The organism is Acinetobacter sp. SM1B (assembly GCF_003289665.1).
Lineage (GTDB): Bacteria > Pseudomonadota > Gammaproteobacteria > Pseudomonadales > Moraxellaceae > Acinetobacter > Acinetobacter schindleri.
Map to the genome: position 1 here is coordinate 2,300,139 of NZ_QMBM01000001.1, position 26,355 is coordinate 2,326,493.

The window sequence follows — 26,355 nt, forward strand, 5'->3', positions numbered from 1 at the left end:
GCGAAATAATCAATTCGGTATTGTTTAGATCACATCTGCACTGGCAGCAAATTCAATTAACTTTAATTTGCTGCCAGTGCTCTGATCAAAATAAAATCTAAAAATATGATCAAGACATAATCCTCCAGCAACATCATCGCAAGCAATGTAATTCAAATATTGACTGGATCTAACGGATTTATCTCACTTAAATCAGCCGTTATTTTTTGATTTTATAAACTTCAGATGTAAAAAAGCCTGCATAAAGCAGGCTTTTTTCAGACTTTAAAAGTCATCTCACAATTAAGCTTGTTCAATGTCTTTCATTGTCAATTTGATACGGCCACGGTTGTCAACATCAGCAACTTGTACTTTCACTTCCTGACCTTCTTTCAATACGTCTGCAACATTGGCAATACGTTCGTTAGAAATTTGAGAAATATGTAGCAGACCGTCAGTACCTGGCAGGATATTAACGAACGCACCGAATTCAACGATACGAATCACTTTACCTGTATAGATCGTACCTGGTTCAACTTCAGCAGTCAGCGCCTGGATTTTTGCAATCGCAGCTTGTGCAGCAGCTTTAGTTTCACCAAATACGCGTACTGTACCATTGTCTTCAATATCAATCGCAGCTTTAGTTTCTTCAGTGATTTGACGAATAGTCGCACCACCTTTACCAATGACGTCACGGATTTTGTCAGGATTAATGGTAATTACCTGGAAAGTCGGTGCGTGCATAGAAATTTCTGGACGAGCACGTGAAATCACCTGGTTCATTGCATTCAGGATGTGCATACGACCTGCATACGCCTGGTTCAAAGCAACTTCCATGATTTCTTCAGTGATACCTTCGATTTTGATATCCATCTGAAGTGCAGTAATACCATTTGCAGAACCGGCTACTTTAAAGTCCATATCACCAAGGTGATCTTCGTCACCCAAGATGTCAGAAAGAACTGCGAAACGTTCGCCTTCTTTCACAAGACCCATCGCGATACCAGCCACTGGTGCTTTAATTGGTACACCTGCATCCATAAGTGACAAAGAAGCACCACATACAGAAGCCATTGAAGATGAACCGTTCGATTCAGTGATATCAGATACAATGCGGATTACATACGGGAAGCGGTCAGCTGCTGGAAGAACAGCTTGTACACCACGACGTGCCAAACGACCATGACCGATTTCACGACGTTTAGGACCAGATTCACGACCAGTTTCACCTACAGAGTATGCAGGGAAGTTGTAGTGAAGCATGAAGTTGTCAGTTTTAGTACCTGACAATGTATCAACCATCAAAGCATCACGTGTATTACCCAAAGTTGTTGTTACCAACGCCTGAGTTTCACCACGGGTAAACAATGCTGAACCATGTGCACGGTCTAACACGCCAACTTGTACGTCAAGTGCACGAACTGTTTTCGTGTCACGACCGTCGATACGTGGCTTACCAGACAAGATATTGTCACGTACTGTGCGGTATTTCAGATCTTCAAACAATTCGTTCAAGTCATCTGCAATACCAGTTTCGTCATTTTCAGGAACGAATTGAGCAACTGCTTCAGCTTGAATTGCATCAAGTGCCGCATAACGGTCTTGCTTAATTGCAATGGTGTACGCTTCAGAGATTTTCGCTTCAAACGCTTCTTTCAGTTTTGCCTGAAGATCTTCGTTTTTAGTTGGAGCAACCCAAGTTGATTCTTTCGCGCCAGCTGCAGCAGCAAATTCTTTAATTGCTTGAATCGCGATTTGCATTTCGTCATGACCGAACAATACAGCGCCCAGCATCTGGTCTTCTGAAAGTTCTTTCGCTTCAGATTCAACCATCAATACCGCAGATTCTGTACCTGCAACCACTAGGTCAAGGTCAGACTGAGCCATTTGCTCATAGTTCGGGTTAAGAACATATTCACCGTTGATCAAACCAACACGTGCGCCACCGATTGGACCACGGAATGGTGTACCCGCAATCGCAAGTGCAGCAGAAGTACCTAACATCGCAGCGATGTCAGCTTCCATAGTCTTGTCAGAAGAAATTACAGTCGCAGTCACCTGGATCTCATTGTAATAACCTTCTGGGAATAATGGACGGATTGGACGGTCAATCAGACGTGAAATTAAAGTTTCAGCTTCAGACGCACGGCCTTCACGTTTACCATAACCACCCGGGATACGGCCTGCAGCATATTGCTTTTCTTGATAGTTTACGGTTAACGGGAAGAAGTCTTGACCCGCTTTAGCAGTCGGTTGAGCAACAACAGCGACCAGTACGGTTACGCCGCCCATAGTAATCACAACAGTATTGGCCTGGCGTGCAACACGACCAGTTTCAAGAACCACCTGGTGCTGACCAAACTGGAATTCTTTACGAACAATATTAAACATCGACATGTTTTATTTTTTCCTAGTTCTTGTGAACAATTATTCTAGTGGAGACCCCTAAGGTTTGGCATTCACGTCCTTTTGAACGAGTAAATGACAAAGCTTAGAAGCCGACCTCACCAGAAAGAAACACTAATTTTAAACACAAAGAAGGAGCGAAACATTCGCCCCTTCCTAGGCCTGACTAAAAAGCCAAGCTGACTTTAGTTTTCAGCTGTAAAGCACAATGCATGCAATAAACCCGAAAATAAAGCTTAAATCGAATTAACGACGTAAACCTAAAGCACCGATCAAAGCAACATAACGACCGTGGTCTTTACCATTTAAGTAGTCAAGAAGCTTACGACGTTGGTTAACCATACGGATTAGACCGCGACGGCTATGGTGGTCGTGTTTATGCTCTTTGAAGTGACCTTGTAAGTCATTGATTTGAGCAGTTAAAAGAGCTACTTGAACTTCTGGTGAACCAGTGTCATTTTCAGCGCGAGCAAATTTAGCGATGATCTCTGCGCGATCTGCGTTTGTTAAAGCCATTCGATTTCTCCGAGATGCTTATATATCTTGATAAAAATCAAAGTAATGAGAATTCAGAACATTGACTGCCGTGCATCACTACAGCAAGTTGCATATTTTAAGGGAAATTACGTTAGATTGCAAAAATAGATCATGCGACGATAGATAGATTTAAAGAAATCCACTCAGTTCATTGGAATCAGATTGTTTATCTGCAAGATAAAGCTTGTCGAATTGGTTTAGAGATTGAACGAAAAATTATGAAAACACCTTATTATTTCAGACAAATATAGAACAGCTGATCTTTCGCCTCATTGGCTAAATATACAGGTAATTTTATTTAACTATAAAAAAAAGCCCGAGAGGACTCGGGCTTCTTGTGCGCTGTAGTTTCTTCTTCTTCATTATTTTTTTATTGTTTATTGTTTTTATTACGCTGCATCGCGCTTTATAGTTATTATTGTTAATAAAAACTTTCCATGCTCTTACTGCAACATCCCTGTGTAGTAGATTCTGCCATAAAGCCGGGCTACTCATAGACGCATTTTTCGCATCTATATGTAAGTATTTTCTTACATTAATTAACCTAAATTGTGATTAATATTACACAAATCTCATTTTTAACCCATCCTGTTCATCTTACGCAGATGATTTAGATAAATTAAATAATTTATAAAATTATGCTACCTTTCCATAAACTCAAGACATAAAAAAGCCTTGTAGTCTCTCCCAAAACTACAAGGCTTAGCGGCTGTAAGTTTCCTCTTTTTTCACCTACATCAATGTAAGTTCGCTGTCTCACGACTTTCTTATAATAATTATGCGATTATACTCAACTTTCCTTGTTGAGTTCTTTGTAGGGCCCATCTTCTCAAAAAGGGCAGTGAAGCTCTATCCGCAAATCTCCTGAATCGCTGTAAGCATATGCTTACATTAATCAGTTTCACTATTACCTGAAAAGTTATGACACTGTTCAATGATTTTTTTGCTTAAGCCACTACGACGGGTAGTTTTCAGGCTTAATGATTGTATAAATGCTTCACGATCTACCAATAGTGTGACTGCTTTTTTTGCACGTGTAATCGCTGTGTAAATCAGTTCCTTACTTAACAGGTTACTGGCTTTATGATCCAGTACGACTGCAGTGTGCCGAAACTCTGAACCTTGGGATTTGTGAATGGTTAGAGCAAAGGCAGTTTCAATACTTTTTGGCAAACGCGTTGCTAAAACCCATTTTTCCAGACTCGGAAAATAGACTTCAAACTGGCGCTGTCCAAGATGCTCCCGCAGGAAACAGATCCCAATATCCCCATTCGATAGTCCCAGCTGGTAATCGTTATAAGTCATCATCACCGGACGACCGATATACCAGTCGCCCTGCTTGATCTGCCCGGTTGCAGTGAGCAGGCGCTGTTCAATCTGCTGATTAAGTCGGGTCAGACCCAAAACCCCATGGCGGATTGCCGTCAGGATACGGTAATCATCAAAATGACGGATAATCTGCTCTACAAACCTATTAAAATCTTGACTGCCTCCCCCTGTTTTGAGAGCCTGTACATAGCCCTGATAACCATACATCAGCTGGTCATAATAAGGTTGAGCATCATTGAGCAGTAGATTTTCCGGCAGGTATTGCAGCTGTAGATGGTCAATTTCGATCTGCTCCAGATCAATGGCCTGTAGCTCGGATGCAGTTACCACCTGCTGTTCAAATTCGGTTAACAGATCATGATCAGGATGTGCTTTCTGAATAAAATGTGCCAATGCACCAATCCGTGCCCCTTCACTAAACCGTCGAGTTTTCATCAGATTGATCCGGTTATTGGCCAAGGCCGGAACCTGCTGCAAATCAGCCAATACGGTGCCGACATCGACAGAAGCCAGCTGATTCGCATCGCCCAGTAGAATCAAACGCGCCCCATCTGGCACCGCTGCCAGCAGCATCTGTGCCAGGCTCAGATCAAGCATAGAGGCTTCATCGACCACAATCACCTCATAAGGTAGTGGCTGTCGGGCATGGAATCTTGGCTGTGCAGTTATTCCCAGACCCAAGAGTCGGTGTAAGGTCACAGGTTGTAACTGTTTCAAAGTTTCCAGATTAAACTGGGCCAGTGCTGGACTGCTCAAGGCATTCTGCAACGCTTCCTTCATACGCTGTGCCGCCTTGCCGGTCGGTGCTGCCATGGCAATCCGGATGTCCGGCAAACTTTCATTCAGTACCGCAATGATATGTGCCAGCGTATAGGTTTTCCCGGTTCCCGGGCCACCCGTAATGATACTTAAACCTTGACTGGCCACCATTTCCAGCGCTTTCTGCTGTTGCGGATCAGCAAGCAGGCTGCGATGATAGCCATTCAACTGAACAGCTTTTAACTGCTGGCATTTGATGCGAACCACATGCGCAGCGATTGCCTGTTCCAGTTTCCAGTAACGGTACAGGTACAACTGCTGGTCCTGAAAAATAAAGGGTGCAATCGCATGCTGATCAGACTCGCCACGGCGCACCAGATTGTGTAGCAAGGCGATTTGATCCTCTGCCGCGTCAATACAGCTGTTACCATTTTGCATGGCTTCCAGTACGGCATGCATGAGCAGTTTAGCCTCATCGCCGAAGTTAGCTGAGCTGAATGGTGGCTGACATATATGCTCGATCCAGGGCATCAATGGCGAAGCCAGCTGTGATATGTGATTTTGCTCATTTTCCACACAGTTATCCTCAAACTTATCCACAGGATAATTTTCTGTTTCTATTGTATATATTTCTTAGTTTCGCCATTTTATGCTGACTTATTTACCGCATAATAGCCCAGAATATGATCCAATTTTTGGATAAATTCAACTTCAGGCTGCCAGTGATATAGCCCCTGTCCGGCCTGCCCATTCATGCCACGCAGATACAAATAGGTCGCTCCACCCAGATGCTGCCGGTTGTCATAACCCTGCAAATTAGCGCTTAAATAGCGGTGCATGGCGACCAGATACAGGGCAGCCTGCAACCAGTAACTGGAATGCGTCATGCTGTCATGAATTGCTTCCGGCAGATAATCCTGCTGATTGGCACCGAGATAGTTACTCTTATAATCAGCGATGTGATAGCGCTGACCATCAAAATATACCAGGTCAATTGCCCCGGTCAGGTAACGTGCCGATTTGGCTTCATTAAAGTCCGGCATGATCAGGCCATAATCCGCAAACAGCTGCTGAATCTGGCGAATCTGTAAAGGTGCATCATTCAAAGCCAGATAAAACGGGAATTCCGACAAAAAGCTGTGCTGATCCAGCTGGCTTAAACGAAACTCGCTCTGAATCGGTGTGTTCAGGATTTCCCCGACCCAATCATGCATTAGATTCAGCAGAATATCTTCGGATAATTCTTCAAAGAATAGATTCGCTGACTGCTGCATTAGTCCAGTCACATCAAGATTTTCATGCGTGCTTGCTTTAGGCAGCTGCCCCATTTCCTGCTCAAACTGCTGAATAAAGGTATCATCATCCAGTTCCAGAAAATAACGCTCAAACTGCGTCATAAACTGTAGAAAATGAGTGACATCTAAAGATGGCTGCTGGAAAAAGCTGTGCCATGTATGGCGATAGGCAACACTTTGGTCATGCAAGCGGATACCGGTCAACAGTTTGTAGTTGATGCTGGCCATAACATGCAAAATAGCCTCAGCTAGCGCTCCTGCTTTTAAGCTGGCATTACTGGCTACCCGTTTAAACAGAGTATTCAGGTTAATCGTGGCCTGCAGATAATACTGCTGGAAGGCCTGCTGCAGCCGCTGCAGAATCTGAAAGTCCTGCTGGAACTGGTCTTTCAGTTCCATCCAGATATGTGGCGCGGTATTCTTGAAGCGACGGCGGATTTCCAGATTCCAGTAACTGCTATCCTGAAAATCCAGATGCTCGAAAATACTGTGCAAGAAAGTTCCAGCCACAGTACCTTTAGGAAAATTCAGCTTGATCCAGTCCAATGGCTGTTGCAGCACTTCTGCTTCTGTCTGCAGATGGATTTCATCGGCAGCACTTTCTGGGTGTTCATACAGACTGACCAGATCATCTTGCAGTACGGTTACATGCAGCTGATGTCTCGATAAAGCGGTGAAGCTGGTTTTGGTCCGTGGATAGAACTGCTGTTCCGGTAAAGGATGAGCAACTAATTCCAGTGCTGTTTGCATCCGTTCTACCGCAATACGCGGTGGCGCTGCTGTTAAGGTATTTTCCATACAGCTGAGCGGGTGCTGGAAGACCTGCTCACCCTGCCCACGCCAGTAGGCCAGACACGAATCTGATTGACCACTCTGATCCTGCAGCATGGCGTAAACCCGATGGCTGGCACGCGTTAGCGCCACATACCAGAGACGGTGATTCTCTGCAGCATTCCGTGCTGCATTCTGCAGCTGTGCCTGTTCATGCAGATCCTCACGATTTACCGCAATCACTCGTGACTGATTCAGAATATCGTCCTGCTCATGACCGGCCAGCGAGAAGTTAAGGTTACCTTTGTTGACGTCAAACGGCGCATCAGCGCCCATCAGGAATACGATTTTGAATTCAAGACCTTTGGAGGCATGGATTGTCAGCAACTGTACGCCACGATCGCCAGAGAGCTTGCGCTCTTTTTCGCTGTCCTTGCCAGAAGGAGACTGTAGCTGGCGCAGATACCAGTAATACAGTTTCTGTGCACCCTGATAATATTCGCTTTGCTGCGACAGAATTTCGGTCAGATGACGCAGATTGACCACAACACGCTCATTATCAATGCTCTGGCTCGATACCAGATTAGTCCAGACGTCAAACAGGTTCAGGGCATAGTTCCAAGCACTCAGGAAGCCCTTGTCGAACCACATTTCCCGGATCACCTCAAAATCGGCAATAAAAGTACTTAGGCCAACTGGCTGCTGTTGCAGCTCCAGCAGCTTTTTCAGGTCAAAGCCGAGCAGACGGGTCACTAAAGCACGACGAACCTTGGCCTCATTAAACGGGTCCATGATCGCGGTCAGCACCGCGGCGACATCCTGTGCCACATTACTGGCAAAGACACTCTGTTTTGACTCCTTATAACAGGCAATCCCCGTCCGTTGCAGACGCTGCTTGACCTGTTCCAGCGCATAATGTCCAAAGGACAGTACAGCAATATCATCCTCAGTTAGAGGAGCAGAACTTTCCTGCTGCTGGAAATACAGTTGTTGCTGTGCAGATTGATTCAGTAATTCGCGGATTTTCCAGGCCACCTGATCGGCTTCATGCTCCTGCTCACCTAGCTGCATCCAGCGTAATGGATAAGGATTAGCTTGTCCGGAATCAATCAGGTCCGGATGGGGACGACTACCAGCCTGAATCAAACTATAATTAACACTTTCACCAAAATCCATCCGGCGCTGGAACAGGGCATCAACCACTTCCACCAAAGCTTTGACCGAGCGGTGGTTCTGGGTCAGGGTATATTCATGGCCCTGCTTTAAACGGACATCAGCATGTGCCTTGTTATAGGTCAGCATGTCGCCGCCACGGAAACCGTAAATTGCCTGTTTTGGATCACCGACCATGATCATACAGCCGAGCTGTACCCGCGCAGCATCTCGCCAGATTCGTGCCAGCAGATCGTCCTGATCCTGGTTAGTGTCCTGAAATTCATCTACCAGAATTAAGGGATAACGAGACTGCACAAACTGGGCAAAACGGCGCCCCTGCTCACCTTGCAAGGCTTCAGTCAGGGTACGGATCTGTTGCGAGAAGGTAGTCTCTCCCTGCTTCTGTAAGGTCTGTGGCAGACGATGCTGCACACTGCGAATCAGGTGATATTCCAGATAAGCCGTGAGCTGTTTGAATTTCTCATCCAGTGCCTGTTTCACATTGCACAGGGCTTCGATGGCACAGATCAGCGGATGGCTGAGGAAATACTGCTGCTCTTCTTCGCTACAGCTTTTGGTAAAACGCTGCTTGGCTGGCTGAAAATCAGTTTTATTACGCAGCAGATAACATAACTTCAGCACCAGCTTGCACAGCTCAGGATCAAAGAAGCACATACCCTTCTGTTCACTCAGCTGTACCGCCCAGTCAGAAAAATTGCTGCAGATTTCCGACAGTTTTGCATGAAAGTTTTTATGAAAATATTTCGGGGTTTCGGCGCAGTAAGTCTGTATCTTGAGCAGTTCTGCCGGACTGATATTGACCAGCTGCTCAATACAGGCATCCAGTTCACCCAAATCCCATTCTACTTGGCGGACTGATTGGAAATGATTGGCGCTAAAATTGAGTGCATCACGTACCAGCCCCACATAGTGTTCAGGAGCTTTGAGCTGGTTCTGTAAATACATCTGGTTAATGACATACTGCGGCTGCTGCTGGATCCATTCCCGTAGCACATCATGAATCAGCTGCTGAATATACAGGTCCTGATCTTCAGTCAGTTCAGCACGTTCAATCCGCCCACTTTCAAAAGCAAATTCACGCAGTAACTTTTGACTAAAACTGTCCAGCGTGCCGACAAACAGTTCATCCAGCTGGTTCAATACCAGCCCCAGACGACGGCGAGCGTAATCCATACGACTGCCATAATCTTGCAGCACTTTCTGCAACAACGGATCAGATTCCTGCTCGATTTTCTGAGTCATTTCTACCGAATTAAGATGCTGATAGCGCTGGATATAACGCAAAGTTTCTTCCACACGTGCGCGTACCCGGCTTTTCAGTTCAGCTGTTGCCTTACGGGTAAACGTCGTCGCAATGACCTGATGTGGATAGTATTTATCTAGAAAAATCCGCACCATCAGGCTAGACAGGGTATAGGTTTTGCCAGTCCCTGCCGAAGCCTCGATCCAGTGCAGACCAGTAAAGGTCATGTCCTGAATTGGATTGGTTGAAGTTTTATGTTGCTGTTGAGGGGCGATGGTCATTTATTTTACCCACTCTAAATGTTGTTGAATCGGAGCATACAAGTCATAGGCAAATTTTAGCAGGCTATGCTGCAACGCCTGCTCTGGATCCTGATCCTGCAAAATGAACTGCCAGTCCTGATGCAATACACAGGACTCATCCGAACTCAGTGGGCGGGTACTTTCATAAGTGTTGTTCCAGGCCGCCAACAGCTTATCCAGATCACCAATAATCATTTGACCCTGCTCATTGGTTTCCCATTGCCAGTCTTTTTTCAGAATGAGCTCAGCCGGCAACACTACCGGTTGCTGCTGACCTGCTTCCCAGGCCTTAAACCAGTGAACCAAATATTCTTTAGCCTGAGAAGATGTCACCTTGCAGAATTTTACGGTCTTGTTACTGAACAGCACAATTCGTTCCAGCTCTGCGGTATAACTGTCATCATTTAAATAGGCCAGCCAAAGCAGATATTCCAGCCAGACATGCGCGCGACGGCGCTCTGAGGCTGAAGCGGACTGCATGCTCAGCCAGTACGACGCATTCGGTTGCTGCGGCACAGTAATCTGCAACATCAGATCAGATGAATAACGATAGTTTTGCTGCGTGGTACGAGTAATCTGTTTGTCCAGTTGCTGTAGGCGCTGCTGCAGCAATTCCTGTTCCTGCTGGGTACTCAGCCAGGTTGCTTCCTGGGTTTTTCCGACTGGCAGACGATCCAGCATCAACCGAGTATCTATTTCCTGTTCCTGCTGCTGCAGGAAATCCCGTACCTGATATTGCTGCAATTTATCCAGCAATAATGGTTCCTGTGCCGCGGGCAAGTCTTTATATTTCACGCTGGAAATGCCAACACTTTTCAGGAACAGACGTGCCGGGAAGATCATGTCCCGAATCCATTCATCGCCATGCAGAATCCGAATCTGCTCCTGCTGTACTGGCGGACAATGGATATTAATCCAGCTGCGACGCTGCCCTTCAGCCTTACAAAGAAAAGAAGCCACATCATGCCACTGATCCTGAAAACGTGGGGTACGTAGTGTACTAAAACCAACTGGATCAAAAGGCTGTAAAGGATGCACATGATAGAGCTGCTGGATATGCGCTGCGACTGGCAAGCCATTCATCTCGGTCATCACATCGACATCTGCATCTGGATGCTCGGACTGGCAGATCAGGGCAATATGCTGGATCAATTCCTGCATTGACGTGGATGGATCACGCACTTCGCCATCATTCACATCAAAGCCGTTGTAGAACAGCCACAGATTTTCCTGTGCTAACAGCAAGGCATCCAGAAATGCACCCTGATCATCATCCAGACGGGAGCGGTCACCGAGCTGTGGCTTAAGAATGCTCATCAAGTCAAACGGTAGCTGCTGATTTCGGCTCGGGAATTTGCCCGTATCCAAATTCAGCATCACCACCAGCTTATAAGGCAGCGGGCGAATCTGGCCAATCTGGCTAAAGGTAATTTGTCCGGTCGGTTCGGCCTGATCCAGCTGCATGTCCAGACTATTCTGGATTTCTTCCAAGACATAAGGCAATGGTAAGCTCAATGCCACCAGTTCCTGAATCGCATTTGGATCATCCTGATCATGATAATCGGCCAGCGTCAGCATACGCATCTGCTTTTCAATGATTTCTGCTACGGTTTTTAATGACTCAACCCCATTGCTGCGGAATGCATTCACGTCCCGATTTAGATATTCCAGCCAAGTTTTTACCGGTGTACGCTGTCCCTGCTCATGTGCATTCAGCCAGCCGCGACGTTCATTGAAATCCTCATAGATCTGAATCAGGATAACAATCAGCGGAAAATCACTGCTGAGCACTTTGGCATAACTGAGAGTATCTTCAAACAGCTGATGTTCTGGCACCGCCATGCCCAGTACCAAGCGATCCAGAGCAAAGCGGAAGCTAAAGCGGTAATCTTCATCACCTTCATATAAATGCTGCTGTAAATGCTGCTGATCTAAGCCACGCTTAAAGCCGGCATCACTGAGCAGCTGGATGATGCGTTCCACTTGTGCATAGTCCAATGCATAGTACTGCTGAGTCGCACTTAAACTCAGCCAGTCGGCAAAATCTTCAATGCTAAAACGGCGATGCATCAACTGTATGCGGCCCAGCACGGCACGCCAGGCATTGCTGACATCCAGACGGGATACCCCGGATATCTGGATCGGCAGATAAATATTGTTTTTGCGCAGACGGGACTGGCTGCCTTCTCGTTCACGTGGTGGTGGTGCAAAGACACTACGAATCGCCGGTTCCAGTTCTTTCAGGTTTGGACTCAATACCAGGATGTCACTGGGCTGACGCGGTACTTCTTCCGTGCCTTGAGCCAGCCAGTGAATGATCTGTTCGCGCAGTACTTCCAGTTGGCGTAATGAAGAATGACAGACATGGATCTGTACCGAGCTATCGTCCGGCTTCAAGGGATAAGTATGCCGCTCCGGTTCTACCAGATACAGAATATCCGACTGGATTTTTGCCAGCAGATGGTCCTGATAATTATCGACAAAGGCATCCGCCCAATGTCCTTCCTCACCTGAAGACAGTTTGGATAATAACGAGAAGTGGTCCCGTGCCTGCTTACCAAAACGGGTCAGTAAAGGATGACGTGATTCACGGTCTTCAGCATTAAAGTTCAGCTGGAACTTTTTCCAGAATGCAGCAATTTCCTCATCACTCGGCTTACCTCCACGCGACTGTTCGTATTTGCGGATAAAGCGTTCCTGTACACCCAGGTCATAGCGCGCCTTCCAGCTCGGATCGACACTATCCGCCCAGTATTCCTGTGACGGGTTAAAATGGAAAATATAAATCTCGATGTACTGACCCAGACGGCGCAAGAAATCCAGCTGGGCTGGTGGCAATTCCAGCATGCTAAAGACCACCACCTGAGATGGCAGCTGCTTTAAAGCCTGCGCTCGGGTTTCCGGATTTTCAATGCGTTCCCAGTACAGCTTTTCAATTTCCAGGATTTTGGCATAGTCATCCTGAAATACGTTTTGCCACAGCCAGCGCTGCCAGGCTTCCAGTTCCCGCGCCTGAATTTTGACGAAATCTGCTACCGGAATTTCCTGACCATTTTCATCTTTGGGGATATATAGCATCTGCTCTATTTCTAAAGGCAGATTCTGTCCCCAGTTGTGCAGCCAGTTGGTAGGGCAACTACATTGTTGCGGCGGACAATTGCGTGCGCAATAGCCGCGATAATCCATATAGTGACTAAACAGGCGCGATACCTGTTCACAGACCCAGTACAGCATGCTTTGTTTCTTTAGCAGGCGCTCATTCGGCTGTTCCAGACGGTCAGCGCTGTCATAAATCCGCTTTACAATCGAATACAGCGGATGCGGGGATTTGAGTGGAATTTCATCCGCCAGAATAGTCTTGCGTAGCGCCTGAAAGGCTCGCCACTTAATGATGATACGTGGGATATTGGCTTCACGGACCTGCTCCAGCTCTTTTTGGCTGTTCAGTACCCATTGATAAGAAGTCCATTGAAAAGCACGAATTCGATGATGAAATTGTGTATTGGCACTGATGCCCTTTTTCTCGGCAATTTTCTGGGTGAGCCAGGCTTCAACGGCAGGCGAAGGCACAATGAAATGCTGCGGCTCAAGCACCTGAAAAGCAGTTCTTTTCTGCTGACTCGTAACCAGCAGCATGCTATCCAAAAGCACATCAATTTTCTGACTTTGAATAACATGAATAGCCATGAATTCCCCAAATTAAAAGAAAGCAGCACTACAAAACAATAAAGATTATTTACTATACACCCTGTTCTGTCTATGTCACTTTTAATCTACACTTAAGTAGAAAAATTTCTTTTAAAAAAGCATCTTAAGGATACTTTTTTAGAAAAACAACAACAGGAAGCTTTAGGTAATCGCCCATGAAATTAGACAAATTTCCCGATCAAATTGATCCAAGTTTAAATCTAGAACAGATCCGTGAAGAATGCCTGGAGCTGATTAAGAAGCGTGCCTATATGTCTGCAGGTGCAGCCGTGATTCCGGTACCGTTTCTTGATGTCTTGATTGACGTCGGCATCCTGTCACAGCTAATTCCTGAAATCAATGCCCGATTCGGCTTGGCGCCAGAGCAGGTCAGCGTATTTGATCCAAAAACCAAACAGGTTCAATGGGATGAATTACGTAAACGCGGCGTACAATTTTCTGGTTTTGTGGTGGCACGTACGGCGGTAAAAAAATCCATCAATAATGTTGCCGCAAAATATATCACCAAGCAAGTGACCAAATTTATCCCGCTCGGTGGTCAGTTAATTGCGGCAAGTTTAGGCTACTTCGTAATGAAAAAAGTTGCTGAGGCACATGTGGAAGACTCTTATAAACTAGCCAAAAATATCCAGCAAAAACAGCAAGCTAAAACTGTATAATTTTGATTTAGAATCATCTTACTTAAACGTAGCTTGGTCGTATTAACTTACGCCAAGCTGTTTCAGTATAGTCTTCAAGATTTGTAAACGCGCGCTATCCTTGTCATCGGTAGCAATCACATGCCATGGCGCCTGATCGGTGCTGGTATGCTCAAACATATCTGCCGCTGCCTGCAAATAATCCTCCCAGCGTTCACGGTTACGCCAGTCTTCATCAGTGATCTTGAAACGTTTATGCGGCGTCTGTTCACGCGCCTTAAAACGTTCAGCCTGTTCGTCCTTGGAAATCGCTAGCCAGAACTTGATAATCACGGTTTGTGCCTCAATCAGGTCATTTTCAAACCGGTTAATTTCTGCATAAGATGCCTGCCATTGCGCAGGACTAATCAGTTCTTCAATCCGTTCTACCAGTACCCGTCCATACCAGGACCGGTCAAAAATCGTAATCTTGTCTTCCGGCTGCAATTTTGTCCAGAAACGCCACAGATAAGGACGGCGCAATTCATATTTTTCTGGTGCACCAATGGTATGAATTTCATATTCGCGTGGATCAAGCTTTTTCACCAGCCGCTTGATTGCTCCCCCCTTACCGGCTGCATCCATCCCCTCGAATACGATCACCACATTACGTTGATCCATACGCATTGCACTGGCCACCTTGCGGGTCAGTTTCTTGAGTTCGTCCTTATAGGGATTCTGATCCACCGGCTCCCGCGAAGGCTGCAGCAATGCTTCAGGAATAGACGCCGGGGACCATGTCTTACTTCCTTTAGCAGGATGATCCGGACAGTGTTTCAAGGCCGCAAGAATAGTCTGGGCAAACTGCTGGTCACGCCGGGTTTCATCTTCACCATCAATGATGATCCAGTCCTCGGTAAAACGCTGACGCAAACGCTGGATCGCGTCATATTGCTTACGACTGCGCCAATCCAGACCATGTAAACGATGCCAATGCATCTCACTTGGATCAATATTATCTAAACGTTTTTGTAAAGACTTCCAGGGCAGATCAAACCAGATCTTGATCACATCAACATGGTTATTTTTCAGATCCTGCTCAAAGGCACGCATCTGTTCAACATAATGATCAAACATGCTTTCATCTATAGGATTCGCTACATGCATGGCGGTACTTAGCAAATCTGTATACCAGTTACCAAACAACACCATGATCTGTCCTTCAGCCGGGATAAAGCGTGCATAAGGCTGCCAGAAAGTCTGTCTTTCATTCAGGGGCCGTGGCTGGTCTGCTTTTACCCGCAAATAACGCGGGTCAACCCATTCCCGTAATTGCTTAACCGCTTCCCCTTTGCCGGCCAGCTCAATTCCATTGACCAGTATGACTAAACTTTTAGCATTCTTCTGTCCACGTGTATCTTTCAGGGCATATTGCGCATCGATAAGCTGTAACGATAATTCATTTTCTTCAATCAGTTGAAATTGTTGCTGTTCTGTAGACATAGCCTGTTCTGTTTTTCTTGTTCGTGAATACAGTATAGACAGACTTTTTGCCTGATGAATAGCGATCGCTACGATTTTTAAACGATCTTTTTTTCGAACTTTTCAACAAATTGACTTCAAATCCTGTGCAACCGGTCAATTTGTCATAGCGCGCCATCCTAACTCGTTCTAAGATTCCCGCATCCATAACCATATTTGAACTTCCCATGTCCAAACTTGCGGTTTTAGACGATCTTCTGGAACGTTATTATCAACTGAACTATCACAAGCAACCGGAACTGCAACAACGTCTGCAAGATGTACAGCTCTGGCAAAAAGAGCGTATGCAACGCACTCATGCCAAGCAGTTTGCAGAAAAGCAAAATGTGCTGATGTCAGAATATTTCCTGAACCGTCTCTATGGTGGACCGGACTTCGATGCGCTGGCAGAACAGATTGCCCGCTTGACGCGCTATGCACATAAGGCAGAAAGGCTGATTCCGGATAATGCGATCAAGACCGGCACTCACGGAGTAGAGCTGGCCATTCTTGCGGTACAGCTTGATGAGCAGGTGGCACAACAGTTATTGGAAGATTATCATCCAGCCGAATCACTGACTGATGAAATTATGCGTCTGACCTATTTAAAGCTGGATCAGGGCCAGGATCGCCTTAAACAGCTAGCCATGCTGGATCAGCTAGGCACTCATCTGGATAAATATATGCGGTCGTTCATTGTGCAGGCAGCATTTAAAATGTGTAAAGGTGCCGCAGAAAAATACCGTTTTGAAGTCATGTATGAGTTTATGCAGGATGGATTCCTGGCGATGAAACCACTTAAGTCCGCAGAAAAGTTTGTACGTGAATTTACGGCAACTGAACGTAATATCATTGATCGCGTGCATGCCGGTGATCCACAGCCTTTCCGTTAATTTCCGACAGCTTAAAAAATCTGAAAATATCACCTCAGGATAAGGCTGGCATCTGCTTGCCTTATTCTCTTAACCCAATCAACCAGCTATTTTTAAATCGTAGTAATTTCATCGATACAAAAAAAAATCAGGTCTTAATAAATAGACAAAATAATGGTTCCAAAGCCCTAATCGTATCAATCAGTTATAGTCTTTAATAAAGTTATAAAAATTATGCAAAATTTATAGAAATTAATCTGTTTATGGTCAACGCACTTGATCGGCTTACGTGTTATCTAAGCCTCCGTATATCTTGATTCTTTATAGATGTACCCATGTCAATGAATTTTAGGAAAAATGTAATGGGGTACAAACAGTTATCTATTCGCGGCACTGTACAAATAAACCTGAGACCTTCAATAAGCAGTTATAAAATTGATGCTCAAGATATACAGATTGAAAGCCATAAGTCTTTGGATGTTTACGGTCAGGCGATGCTTGTTCATGATCTGAAATGCAAGTTAAAGATAGGCTATTTCCATATTGTGATTACTACAGATAAACAACGGATTATCTCTGTTGAACGTGGGGATTATGCACTCGGAGATGGTCTTTATTATGAGCTAGATCAACTGTCCATTCGCTATGGTAAAAACCAGTTCATCCATAAACTGGACGAATCTTAAAAATTCTGGATACAAAATGAAAAACCCCGGCATCCTGCCGGGGTTTTCCGTATTGGTTCGCTTGGTACAACTCCTGTCGTACCTTACTTTCCTTGTATTTATCTATTTTAATTCTTAGAGAGAACATCCTGTTCCTGATGAACTTATCATATGAAATTTCTATCACTATAAAATAGTCGCCAAAAACCTGAATCAATGTAAGCAAAAACCTACAAAGAATTGAGTAGGTTTTGACTCGCCATTTAATTAAGCTATGGTGCACCGCAGCAGCAGGAAGATATAAAAATTCAGAACGTATATCATGACTTTTTATCATCAATTAAGATCGATTTTTCGGCTGAGATTTCAGCTAAAGACGCATTTTTCTGTATATTATTCATAACAATTGCATGATGATTGCTGTATAACATCTTAGAATCTGTCATTATGCAATCCATGCATGCATGCAAGATTAACCCCATTGATCTGTTAGGAGTGACTCCAATGTCCAATGAAAATACTACGCCTACCCCTACAGCTGAGTCGGCACAACAAACAGACAAAGTGAGCCCATTCTTAACTGCACCGTTACCACAAGGTGCGCCACAAGGTCAGCAACAGTCTCTAGAACAACGTCTGACTGATACACCTGTCACAGGTAGCATACCGAAATATAACCTGCCACGTGGGGCGAATACCGGTAATGTCGGTCCAACCACTCACTTCGGCTATCAAACTGTCAGCAGTGAAGAAAAAGCACAAAAAGTCGCGGAAGTATTCCATTCTGTCGCCAGCAAATACGACATCATGAATGACCTGATGTCTTTTGGTATTCACCGTCTATGGAAACGTTTTGCCATTAACATGTCAGGCGTGCGCCGTGGTCAGCATGTGCTGGATATCGCCGGTGGTACGGGTGACCTGGCTAAAGTATTCAGCCGTGAGGTTGGTCCAACCGGTCATGTGGTGTTATCTGACATCAACGAATCCATGCTGAATGTGGGTCGTGATCGCTTGATTGATGCAGGCTGTACCAATGTCGATTTCGTACTGGCCAATGCCGAAACTTTAGAGCCATTTGCAGATAACAGTTTTGACCTGTTAACCATTTCATTTGGTCTACGTAACGTCACTGATAAAGATGCTGCACTTGCTTCGATGTACCGTGTGCTTAAGCCAGGTGGCCGTCTTCTTGTTTTAGAATTTTCTAAACCAGTCTTTGAGCCATTCTCGAAACTGTATGACCTGTATTCGTTCACGGCATTGCCAATCATGGGTAAAATCATTGCCAATGATTCTGAAAGCTATAAATATCTGGCAGAATCGATTCGTATGCACCCAGATCAGCGCACCCTAAAAGGCATGATGGAAAATGCCGGCTTCCAGAACTGTGACTACCATAACCTGACGGGTGGTATCGTTGCCGTTCACCGTGGTTTTAAACTTTAAGGTTCCCATTCATGTGGTCAATTCTGGCACTTGGTGCCGTTGAACGTGTGATTCACCATTTCATTGATCTGGATGCGATTACCCGCATCCAGTTAAATGCATTGGCTGGCAAAATGCTACGTGTAGTAATTACCTCACCGCAGCTTTCTGTAGATGTATTCTTTGATGATGGCAAGGTTCGCCTGGAACCAACAGCCACTGGGCATACTGAAGCTGCTTCGTTTTTTGAACAGCGGCCTTATGAAGCCGACAGCTCACAGAGTTCTGAAGCCACTGCAACTTTACAAGTCGATAATGTCATTAGCCTGCTGAAACTGCTGCTTTCAGATGAAATAGGCAATATTCCGCTGCAAGGTGATTATAAGTTATTGCAGGAAATCCAGCGTATTATGCAACAGGCTGAACCTGATCTGGCGGCTCATTTAAGCCCATGGATCGGACCAACCCTTGCGCATGAAATTGGCAAATTGCAACTGGCACCCAAACATCTCAAACGCAGTCTGCAAAGCGGTCTGTTCTTTATGGAAGATACGCTTAAAGAAGACAGCGGTCTATTTGCTGCACGTTGGCAAATGGATGATTTACAGCAAGATACGCGTATACTCAATCAAAATATTGATCGCGTAGAAGCCAAGATTCGTCAGCTTCAGATACAGATTGAAAACCAACAAGATTCAACTCAAAACTAGGTACACCACTTTATGATTCCGCATGTTTCACGTTTATTCGAACTCTGGCGCATTGCCGCGCATTATCGACTCGATACGTTGTTTCCTGCGGAAGAACTCCCAGAAAAAAGCCGTCATATCCTGTCCCTGATTCGTATGCATCCGGCTGCATGGTCCAGCCGAGAGCGTAAAAATCCTCTCAAGCTGAAAGAAGCTTTAGAGGAAATGGGGCCACTGGCAATCAAACTAGGCCAATTGCTATCTACGCGTCGTGACCTGATTCCACCTGAAGTACTGCAACAACTGGTCTTACTACAGGATCGCGTCAAGCCATTTGACAATGACGTGGCTAAAATGCGTATTCAGGAATCGCTGAAAGCCGATGTAAACACCCTGTTTGCCCGTTTTGATGCTCAGCCACTTGCTGCTGCATCAATTGCACAGGTACATACTGCAGCACTGCACGATGGCCGTGAAGTCGTAGTCAAAGTGACCCGCCCCAATATCCGTAATCAGATTTTGCAGGATTTCGAGATCCTGAGCTGGTTGGGCGATTTTCTGGAAAAGCGTCTGGAAGCAGCGCGTGCCTTACATTTGACTGAAATTATTCAGGATTATCGTCAGATCATTCTGAATGAGCTGGACCTGACGCTGGAAGCGGATAATACCCGCCGGATGCGTCATTATTTCACCGGCTCCAGCATGATGTATGTGCCTGAAGTCTACATGGACAGCAAGGATGTGCTGGTCGCAGAACGGATTACCGGTGTACCGATTTCGGATATTGCCACCTTTGATGAACTGGGTATGGATCGTGCTGACCTGGCACGTAAGGGCCTCACCATCTTCTTTACCCAAGTATTCCGGGACAACTTCTTCCATGCCGACATGCATCCAGGCAATGTCTTTGTAGAAACCATTAATCCGGCCAATCCACGTTTTATCGCACTGGACTGTGCGATTATGGGCGAGCTATCCAAACATGATCAGATGACTGTGGCGCGCATGCTGCTGGCGGTCATGAACAGCGACTTCATGCAGCTGATCCAGATTGTGCATCAGGCTGGCTGGATTCCACCGGGCACCGATCAGGATGCGCTGGCACGCGAAATGCGCCGTACTGTGGGTCCCATGGTTTCAAAACCAATGCATGAGCTGGACTTTGCCGGCATTCTGATTCAAGTCATGGACATTGCCCGTCGCTTTCATCTGGAAATTCCACCGCAACTGATGTTGTTATTGAAAACCTTGGTCCATGTGGAGGGCCTAGGCACTGACCTATATCCGGAACTGGATATCTGGAGTCTGGCCAAACCGATCCTGACCGACTGGATCAAGGCACAGATGAATCCGCAGAAAAATCTGAAAGAACTGGGACAGAAAATCCCGGATCTGCTTTTAGGGGCGCAGGATTTACCAACCTTGATGATCGATAGTCTGAATGGTTTGAAAAATCAGTCGGCCTGGCATGCCAAACAATTGAATGAATTACAAAGCATGCGTTTGCAAATGGAACATCAACAAAAACGTAGCTGGATATTTGGCAGTTTAATGGCGATTCTGCTTGCGATTGCGATTATTTCACCTTGGTTTGTCTCAGTCATTCTGATTATTTTGGCCAGCATCCTAGCGATATGGCGGATTGCTAAATAAGCAATTTAGATACGCAAAAAGCCTGATTTGTTCAGGCTTTTTTATTTGCTGAATGTCATATGACTCTAAAGTCACCTTAGGACACATCTTGCCATTGGGTCCAAAGGCACAACGCTTAAAATAAGCCCTCACTGGTCGAATATGGGTTAAACCTCTATGCAGATTTTACAAAAACATGCCCCTGCCCTGAAAATCCGTGCCGGGCATCTGGCACGTGAGCTGATTCTGAAAGAAGGTTTACAACCCGAACAGGTGGATATTGTTCCTGGGGCTGCAGGGGGTCCGAAAGGTATTGGTATTCAGGGGTTGGATCAGGCAATTTTTGGTGATTTTTTCCCACGTGCCCCTCAGCGTAGAACCCTGGTGGGTTCTTCCATTGGCAGCTGGCGTTTTGCCAGTATTGCTGCTCATGGTGCTAAACAAGGAACCGAACGCCTAGCTGAACTGTATACCAACCTTTACTTCCATAAGAAAATGTCACGTTTGGAAGTGAGCGAAGTCTGCCGCGGCATGTTATTCGACTTGGTCCAAGGCAAAGAGAATGAGCTAGTTAATCATCCAGATTATCATCTGACCGTGTTGTCGATTAAAGCCCAACACATTTTCCAAAGTGACAAGGCCTTACCTTTACTGGCTTCTGTAGCCGGAATTGTCGGGGCGACTGCAGTTGCACGCAAGCACAGCCGTCATTTTATGCAACGGGTCATCAGCCAACCGAATATGGGTGAACAGTTTAAAATCGCTGAAGATGGATTTACCACGCATTACCATACCCTGACTGAACAGAGTGTCCTGTCTTGGCTAATGGCATCTGCCTCTATTCCGGGGGTGATGGCGGCAGTAAATAATATTCCGGATGCACCGCAAGGTTATTACCGCGATGGTGGTTTAATTGACTATCACATTGACCTACCCTTCCAGAGCAAAGGCATTGTACTGTATCCGCATTTTACTGACAGCATTACGCCGGGCTGGTTTGACAGGTTATTTAAACGCACCTCAAATCCGGAAAATCAGGCACGCACTTTGCTCATATCTCCATCACAGGAATATCTGCAAAGTTTACCTTTAGGCCGTTTGCCAGACCGTAAAGATTTTACCTTGAAAGGCTTGGATCAAACTCAGCGGATTCAGCTCTGGAAGCAATGTATTGCTGAAAGTCAGCGTCTGGGCGATGAATTTCTGGAACTGGTCGAGAAACAGAATTTTGCCGACCTGATGCAAGCCTTGTAATTGGCCGCAGCTGCCCGATTATTTGTATAATTGCCTTAATTTTTTGAGCTGTTGAGATTTATGCAGAAGTTTTTAGTGGTCCTGCAATATGCCTGTATTGCCTTTGCTCTTTATCTGATCTATAGCGTTGGCATGTCGCTATATACCCAGCAATTTGAGCTGATGGAACTGGTGGCCGATATTGGTACGATTCTGATCTGTATCGACTTAGGGGTGTTTTTATATACCAGTAAAGGTAAGTCTGGAATTAGCATGGAAGAATATGCAAAACGACTGGAACAGCCACCGTCGAAACTGGTTTATGTGACACGAAAACTGGGGCATCTGGGTATTTTGCTGATCATCACTAGCTGGATTGTTCCGATGATTAACTCATAAGAGTGTTCAAATAAAAAAACCTCCCGATTGGGAGGTTTTTTTAAATTAAAGATATCTGCAAATTATTTAGAACCTTTAATCCCAGCTTGTAATAATAACGCACCCAAACCACCAATTTTTTGCTCTTGTGGTTTAGCCACTTGCGGTTTCTTGCCCTGAGGACGCTCACCTTGCGGACGTGCCTGCTGTGGACGTTTGCCTTGAGGCTTACGTTCACCACGTGCTTCATTGTTTTCACGGCGTGGCTGACGTGGGGCTTTTGCCGGAGCTGCAGAACCTTCAGGACGCATCGACAAATTCACGCGGTTACGTTCAGCATCCACATTCAAAACACGAACTTGCACGATTTGACCAGGTTTCACTACTTTATGTGGATCAGCGACAAATTCATTGGCAAGTTCAGAAATATGCACTAAGCCATCTTGATGGACACCGACATCGACAAATGCGCCGAAGTTAGTCACGTTGGTCACTACACCTTCCAGTTGCATGCCTTCAGTCAATTGTGCAACTTCAGTGATATCATCACGGAACTTGGCGGTACGGAATTCTGGACGCGGGTCACGACCCGGTTTTTCCAGCTCTGCCAATACATCTTGAATCGTTGGCAGACCGAATTTATCATCTACAAACTCTTCAGGATTTACCTGGCGAATGATTTCAGTATTGCCAATAATGTCTTTTACAGTCGTGGCTTTCGCTTCAACAATTTTGCTGACCAAAGCATATGATTCAGGATGCACTGCAGAAGCATCCAGTGGCTCAGAGCCATCTAGAATACGCAAGAAGCCCGCAGCCTGTTCAAAAGTACGTTCGCCTAAACGTGGCACTTTTTTCAACGACTGACGGTTATCAAAACGGCCATTTTCCTTACGGAAATCTACGATCTGCTGTGCAATCGATTTATTCAGACCGGCGATATAACCCAAAATTGCAGAAGATGCAGTATTGACATCAACACCCACCGAGTTCACACAGTCCTCTACCACTGCTTCAAGCGTTTTTGCCAGACCAGTCTGATTCACATCATGTTGATACTGACCTACACCAATCGATTTTGGATCGATTTTCACCAGTTCAGCAAGAGGGTCTTGCAGACGGCGTGCAATTGAAACTGCACCACGGATCGATACATCCAGCTCTGGAAGTTCTTGAGAAGCCAATTCAGAAGCAGAATAAACAGAAGCGCCTGCTTCAGACACAGAAACACGGGTCAGTTTCAGGTCGCTGTTTGCTGCCATCATTTCAGCAACCAATGCTTCTGTTTCACGGCTTGCCGTACCATTCCCAATCGCGATCAGGTCAACATTGAACTCACGGCATAAACGCGCCAGTTCGGTCAGTGAACCTTCTTTATCATCTTTTGGAGCAAATGGATAAATGGTGCTATGTGCCAAAACATCGCCAGATTCATTTACTACTGCCAGTTTCACACCTGTACGGATACCCGGGTCAACGCCCAGCGTCGTACGCGCGCCAGCAGGTGCAGAAAGCAGTAAGTGACGTAAGTTTTCAGCAAAGACCTGCATCGCTTCTGCTTCAGCAGCCAGACGTTTTTCAGTCAATAAAGAATGCTCAATCGTTGGGCGGACTTTACCCAGCCAGAACAGTTTCGCAGTCTGTTTCAGGAAATCCTGACGAGACTGGGGCTGAATGGCATCCAGATTATATTCTGTTTCAATACGTGCCAATGGAGCATCGTCTTCGCCATCCACTTTCAGGCCCAGGACATTTTCCTGACGGCCACGCAGCATTGCCAACAAACGATGCGAAGGAACTTTGTTCAGGTTTTCAGAGAAATCGAAGTAATCACGGAATTTCTTGCCAACTTCTTTTTTCTCATCGGAAGCAACCAAACTTTTTAAAATGGCAGTTTTTGCAAATGTCGCTTTCAGCTCAGTGGTCAGCGCAATGTTCTGTGCCCAGTCATCAATCAGAATGTGCTGGATCGCATCCAACTGGCTTTCTTGATCTGGATAATCTTCATGACTAAAGCCTGCAAGTGCTTCGGCAGGATCAACCGCTTCAGCAAAGATTTTCTCTGCAATCGGACCAAGACCAGCTTCTTTGGCTTTGAATGATTTACTGGTACGTTTTGGACGGTACGGCGCGTAAATTTCTTCTAATGCATTTTTGGTTTCTGCCGCATTTACCCGCGCCAATAAATCATCAGATAATTTATCTTGTTCTTTGAGTGATTCAATCACCTTTTCACGGCGCTCATACAAATCACGCAAGTATGATAAACGCGTATCGAGCTGGCGTAGTTGCGTATCGTCTAAGCCCTGCGTTACTTCTTTACGGTAACGTGCAATAAATGGAACACTGGCACCTTCATCAATAAGTTTGATGGCAGCTTCTACTTGAGTTGGACGTACGGCAAGTTCTTTTGCCAACTGCTGAACTAAGTCAGTCATCGTGTTTGATCCCACAAGGATAAGTACTAAATGGCATGATTATAAAGACCAGGCCTATAAAATCCACAATTGTTTTTATTAATTTATCTTTATGAATTATGACAGTGTTGTTCAATATTTGAAGAATGACGTTTAGATCCAGGCAATGACTCCCTCATATTTGCGAAACTTTTATCATTTACCTGTATATATTTGGTATCCATCCCTTGATTTTAACTGCAATTTTTGTTGCTTTAGAGCATAGTCAATCGCTATAAATGAATCGTATACTCAAGACATCTATTAGTTTTTGTTTAAGACGACAATAAAGAATAAAGGAGCACCTTATGAGTTTAGTTGTACCCGCTGAAAAAACCGATGCAGTACATACCGAAACCGATCGGGTAGAACGCATTCTGGTTGTCGATGACGATGTCCGTTTACGTACCTTGCTGCAACGCTTTTTAGAAGATAAGGGTTTTGTGGTCAAGACTGCGCATGATGCTACTCAAATGGACCGACTGCTACAGCGAGAACTGTTTTCTCTGATCGTGCTCGACTTTATGCTCCCTGTTGAGGATGGTCTGAGTATCTGTCGTCGTTTACGCCAGTCCAATATCGATACACCAATCATCATGCTGACAGCACGTGGTAGCGACTCGGATCGTATCGCAGGACTTGAAGCCGGTGCGGATGACTATTTACCTAAACCATTCAATCCAAATGAGTTATTAGCACGTATCCGTGCCATATTACGTCGCCAGGTGCGTGAAGTACCAGGTGCGCCAAGCCAGCAAATGGAAGTGGTTAGCTTTGGTCCATGGTCACTTGATCTTTCTACCCGTACCTTAACGCGTGAAGGTCAGGTGGTAACCCTCACAACAGGTGAATTTGCTGTATTAAAAGCCTTAGTACAGCATCCACGTGAACCGTTAACACGTGACAAGCTGATGAATCTGGCACGTGGTCGTGAATGGGGGGCAATGGAACGTTCGATTGATGTGCAAGTGTCTCGCCTGCGTCGTCTGGTAGAGGAAAATCCGGCTCGTGCGCGTTATATCCAGACAGTATGGGGTGTGGGTTATGTCTTTGTTCCAGATGGTGCGGAGTAATTTTTTCGTATCAGAAAAATAAGATGAATTGTCTGTATATACCTTTCTGATTTTGAATTACGTGACAAATTCATTCGCAGCTGTTTGAGGTAGGAGGTATTCATCTCTAATGTTTCTGCGACCACTTGATGACTTAATGCATTTTGACGAGTTTTGCGATGAGGAGCCCTGCTCCGTAAGATGGTTTTGCCTACTTTTGCCAAAACAAAAGTAGGTCGAACCGAAGGTTTCAAGCCTCATCTAAATTCGAAATAATTTAATTTGGATGTGATATGCATTACTTCGT

General features: G+C 45.4%; 16 protein-coding genes. 9 read left to right on the forward strand and 7 right to left on the reverse strand.

Going from position 1 to position 26,355, the window contains the following annotated elements; translation table 11 throughout:
• Positions 1–282 precede the first annotated feature (282 nt).
• The 5 genes from pnp to C8322_RS11175 form a co-directional block, all read right to left on the reverse strand.
• Positions 283–2,370 carry a polyribonucleotide nucleotidyltransferase gene (gene pnp / locus C8322_RS11150; RefSeq protein ID WP_171056640.1) on the reverse strand — a complete coding sequence of 696 codons (2,088 nt, stop codon included), beginning with the start codon at positions 2,368–2,370 and terminating at the stop codon, positions 283–285.
• Between the two features lie 261 nt (positions 2,371–2,631).
• Complete coding sequence (gene rpsO / locus C8322_RS11155; protein WP_004637724.1) at positions 2,632–2,901, reverse strand: 30S ribosomal protein S15; 270 nt, start codon at positions 2,899–2,901, stop codon at positions 2,632–2,634.
• 912 nt (positions 2,902–3,813) lie between these two features.
• Positions 3,814–5,586, reverse strand: coding sequence for an exodeoxyribonuclease V subunit alpha (gene recD, locus C8322_RS11165; RefSeq protein WP_111810637.1), 1,773 nt, complete (start codon positions 5,584–5,586; stop codon positions 3,814–3,816).
• 71 nt (positions 5,587–5,657) lie between these two features.
• Positions 5,658–9,776, reverse strand: coding sequence for a UvrD-helicase domain-containing protein (locus C8322_RS11170; RefSeq protein WP_111810638.1), 4,119 nt, complete (start codon positions 9,774–9,776; stop codon positions 5,658–5,660).
• Entirely contained in the window at positions 9,777–13,484 is a 3,708-nt protein-coding gene (locus tag C8322_RS11175) for an exodeoxyribonuclease V subunit gamma (protein ID WP_111810639.1), read from the reverse strand.
• A 176-nt stretch (positions 13,485–13,660) separates the two neighbouring features.
• Between C8322_RS11175 and C8322_RS11180 the strand changes: the two genes are divergently transcribed.
• Positions 13,661–14,164, forward strand: coding sequence for a hypothetical protein (locus C8322_RS11180; RefSeq protein WP_004890494.1), 504 nt, complete (start codon positions 13,661–13,663; stop codon positions 14,162–14,164).
• 42 nt (positions 14,165–14,206) lie between these two features.
• On the opposite strand, the gene C8322_RS11185 is transcribed toward C8322_RS11180, so the two are convergent.
• Positions 14,207–15,625, reverse strand: coding sequence for a phosphate--AMP phosphotransferase (locus tag C8322_RS11185; RefSeq protein WP_108675761.1), 1,419 nt, complete (start codon positions 15,623–15,625; stop codon positions 14,207–14,209).
• Positions 15,626–15,831: 206 nt separating this feature from the next.
• Between C8322_RS11185 and C8322_RS11190 the strand changes: the two genes are divergently transcribed.
• The 7 genes from C8322_RS11190 to C8322_RS11225 all read left to right on the forward strand — a co-directional run bounded on the left by C8322_RS11190 (position 15,832) and on the right by C8322_RS11225 (position 22,561).
• Positions 15,832–16,536: an FFLEELY motif protein gene (locus C8322_RS11190; protein ID WP_076752957.1), complete on the forward strand. Its 705-nt coding sequence runs from the start codon at positions 15,832–15,834 to the stop codon at positions 16,534–16,536.
• Between the two features lie 341 nt (positions 16,537–16,877).
• On the forward strand, positions 16,878–17,201 hold the full coding sequence (locus tag C8322_RS11195) for a hypothetical protein (RefSeq protein WP_076752956.1): 324 nt from the start codon (positions 16,878–16,880) through the stop codon (positions 17,199–17,201).
• A 483-nt stretch (positions 17,202–17,684) separates the two neighbouring features.
• On the forward strand, positions 17,685–18,629 hold the full coding sequence (ubiE, locus tag C8322_RS11205; protein WP_004890506.1) for a bifunctional demethylmenaquinone methyltransferase/2-methoxy-6-polyprenyl-1,4-benzoquinol methylase UbiE: 945 nt from the start codon (positions 17,685–17,687) through the stop codon (positions 18,627–18,629).
• Positions 18,630–18,640: 11 nt separating this feature from the next.
• Positions 18,641–19,318 (forward strand): ubiquinone biosynthesis accessory factor UbiJ, encoded by a 678-nt coding sequence (locus C8322_RS11210; RefSeq protein WP_004813501.1) that lies wholly within the window; start codon positions 18,641–18,643, stop codon positions 19,316–19,318.
• Between the two features lie 12 nt (positions 19,319–19,330).
• Positions 19,331–20,950 (forward strand): ABC1 kinase family protein, encoded by a 1,620-nt coding sequence (locus C8322_RS11215; protein WP_071320695.1) that lies wholly within the window; start codon positions 19,331–19,333, stop codon positions 20,948–20,950.
• Positions 20,951–21,106: 156 nt separating this feature from the next.
• Positions 21,107–22,183: a patatin-like phospholipase family protein gene (locus C8322_RS11220; protein ID WP_108675760.1), complete on the forward strand. Its 1,077-nt coding sequence runs from the start codon at positions 21,107–21,109 to the stop codon at positions 22,181–22,183.
• Positions 22,184–22,243: 60 nt separating this feature from the next.
• On the forward strand, positions 22,244–22,561 hold the full coding sequence (locus C8322_RS11225) for a hypothetical protein (RefSeq protein WP_076752953.1): 318 nt from the start codon (positions 22,244–22,246) through the stop codon (positions 22,559–22,561).
• Positions 22,562–22,623: 62 nt separating this feature from the next.
• Here the strand turns inward: C8322_RS11225 and C8322_RS11230 are convergent, their stop codons facing one another.
• Positions 22,624–24,978: a Tex family protein gene (locus C8322_RS11230; RefSeq protein WP_076752952.1), complete on the reverse strand. Its 2,355-nt coding sequence runs from the start codon at positions 24,976–24,978 to the stop codon at positions 22,624–22,626.
• A gap of 326 nt (positions 24,979–25,304) precedes the next feature.
• On the opposite strand from C8322_RS11230, the gene ompR reads away from it, so the two are divergent.
• Positions 25,305–26,069: a two-component system response regulator OmpR gene (gene ompR / locus C8322_RS11235; RefSeq protein ID WP_004890528.1), complete on the forward strand. Its 765-nt coding sequence runs from the start codon at positions 25,305–25,307 to the stop codon at positions 26,067–26,069.
• Positions 26,070–26,355: the final 286 nt, after the last annotated feature.

Coding starts and splice junctions, on each gene's coding strand:
- C8322_RS11185 (WP_108675761.1), bottom strand. CDS start 15,625: ATGTCTACAGAACAGCAACAATTTCAACTGATTGAAGAAAATGAATTA.
- C8322_RS11230 (WP_076752952.1), bottom strand. CDS start 24,978: ATGACTGACTTAGTTCAGCAGTTGGCAAAAGAACTTGCCGTACGTCCA.
- pnp (WP_171056640.1), bottom strand. CDS start 2,370: ATGTTTAATATTGTTCGTAAAGAATTCCAGTTTGGTCAGCACCAGGTG.
- rpsO (WP_004637724.1), bottom strand. CDS start 2,901: ATGGCTTTAACAAACGCAGATCGCGCAGAGATCATCGCTAAATTTGCT.
- C8322_RS11220 (WP_108675760.1), top strand. CDS start 21,107: ATGCAGATTTTACAAAAACATGCCCCTGCCCTGAAAATCCGTGCCGGG.
- C8322_RS11195 (WP_076752956.1), top strand. CDS start 16,878: ATGGGGTACAAACAGTTATCTATTCGCGGCACTGTACAAATAAACCTG.
- C8322_RS11215 (WP_071320695.1), top strand. CDS start 19,331: ATGATTCCGCATGTTTCACGTTTATTCGAACTCTGGCGCATTGCCGCG.
- C8322_RS11180 (WP_004890494.1), top strand. CDS start 13,661: ATGAAATTAGACAAATTTCCCGATCAAATTGATCCAAGTTTAAATCTA.
- C8322_RS11175 (WP_111810639.1), bottom strand. CDS start 13,484: ATGGCTATTCATGTTATTCAAAGTCAGAAAATTGATGTGCTTTTGGAT.
- ompR (WP_004890528.1), top strand. CDS start 25,305: ATGAGTTTAGTTGTACCCGCTGAAAAAACCGATGCAGTACATACCGAA.
- ubiE (WP_004890506.1), top strand. CDS start 17,685: ATGTCCAATGAAAATACTACGCCTACCCCTACAGCTGAGTCGGCACAA.
- C8322_RS11210 (WP_004813501.1), top strand. CDS start 18,641: ATGTGGTCAATTCTGGCACTTGGTGCCGTTGAACGTGTGATTCACCAT.
- C8322_RS11170 (WP_111810638.1), bottom strand. CDS start 9,776: ATGACCATCGCCCCTCAACAGCAACATAAAACTTCAACCAATCCAATT.
- C8322_RS11190 (WP_076752957.1), top strand. CDS start 15,832: ATGTCCAAACTTGCGGTTTTAGACGATCTTCTGGAACGTTATTATCAA.
- C8322_RS11225 (WP_076752953.1), top strand. CDS start 22,244: ATGCAGAAGTTTTTAGTGGTCCTGCAATATGCCTGTATTGCCTTTGCT.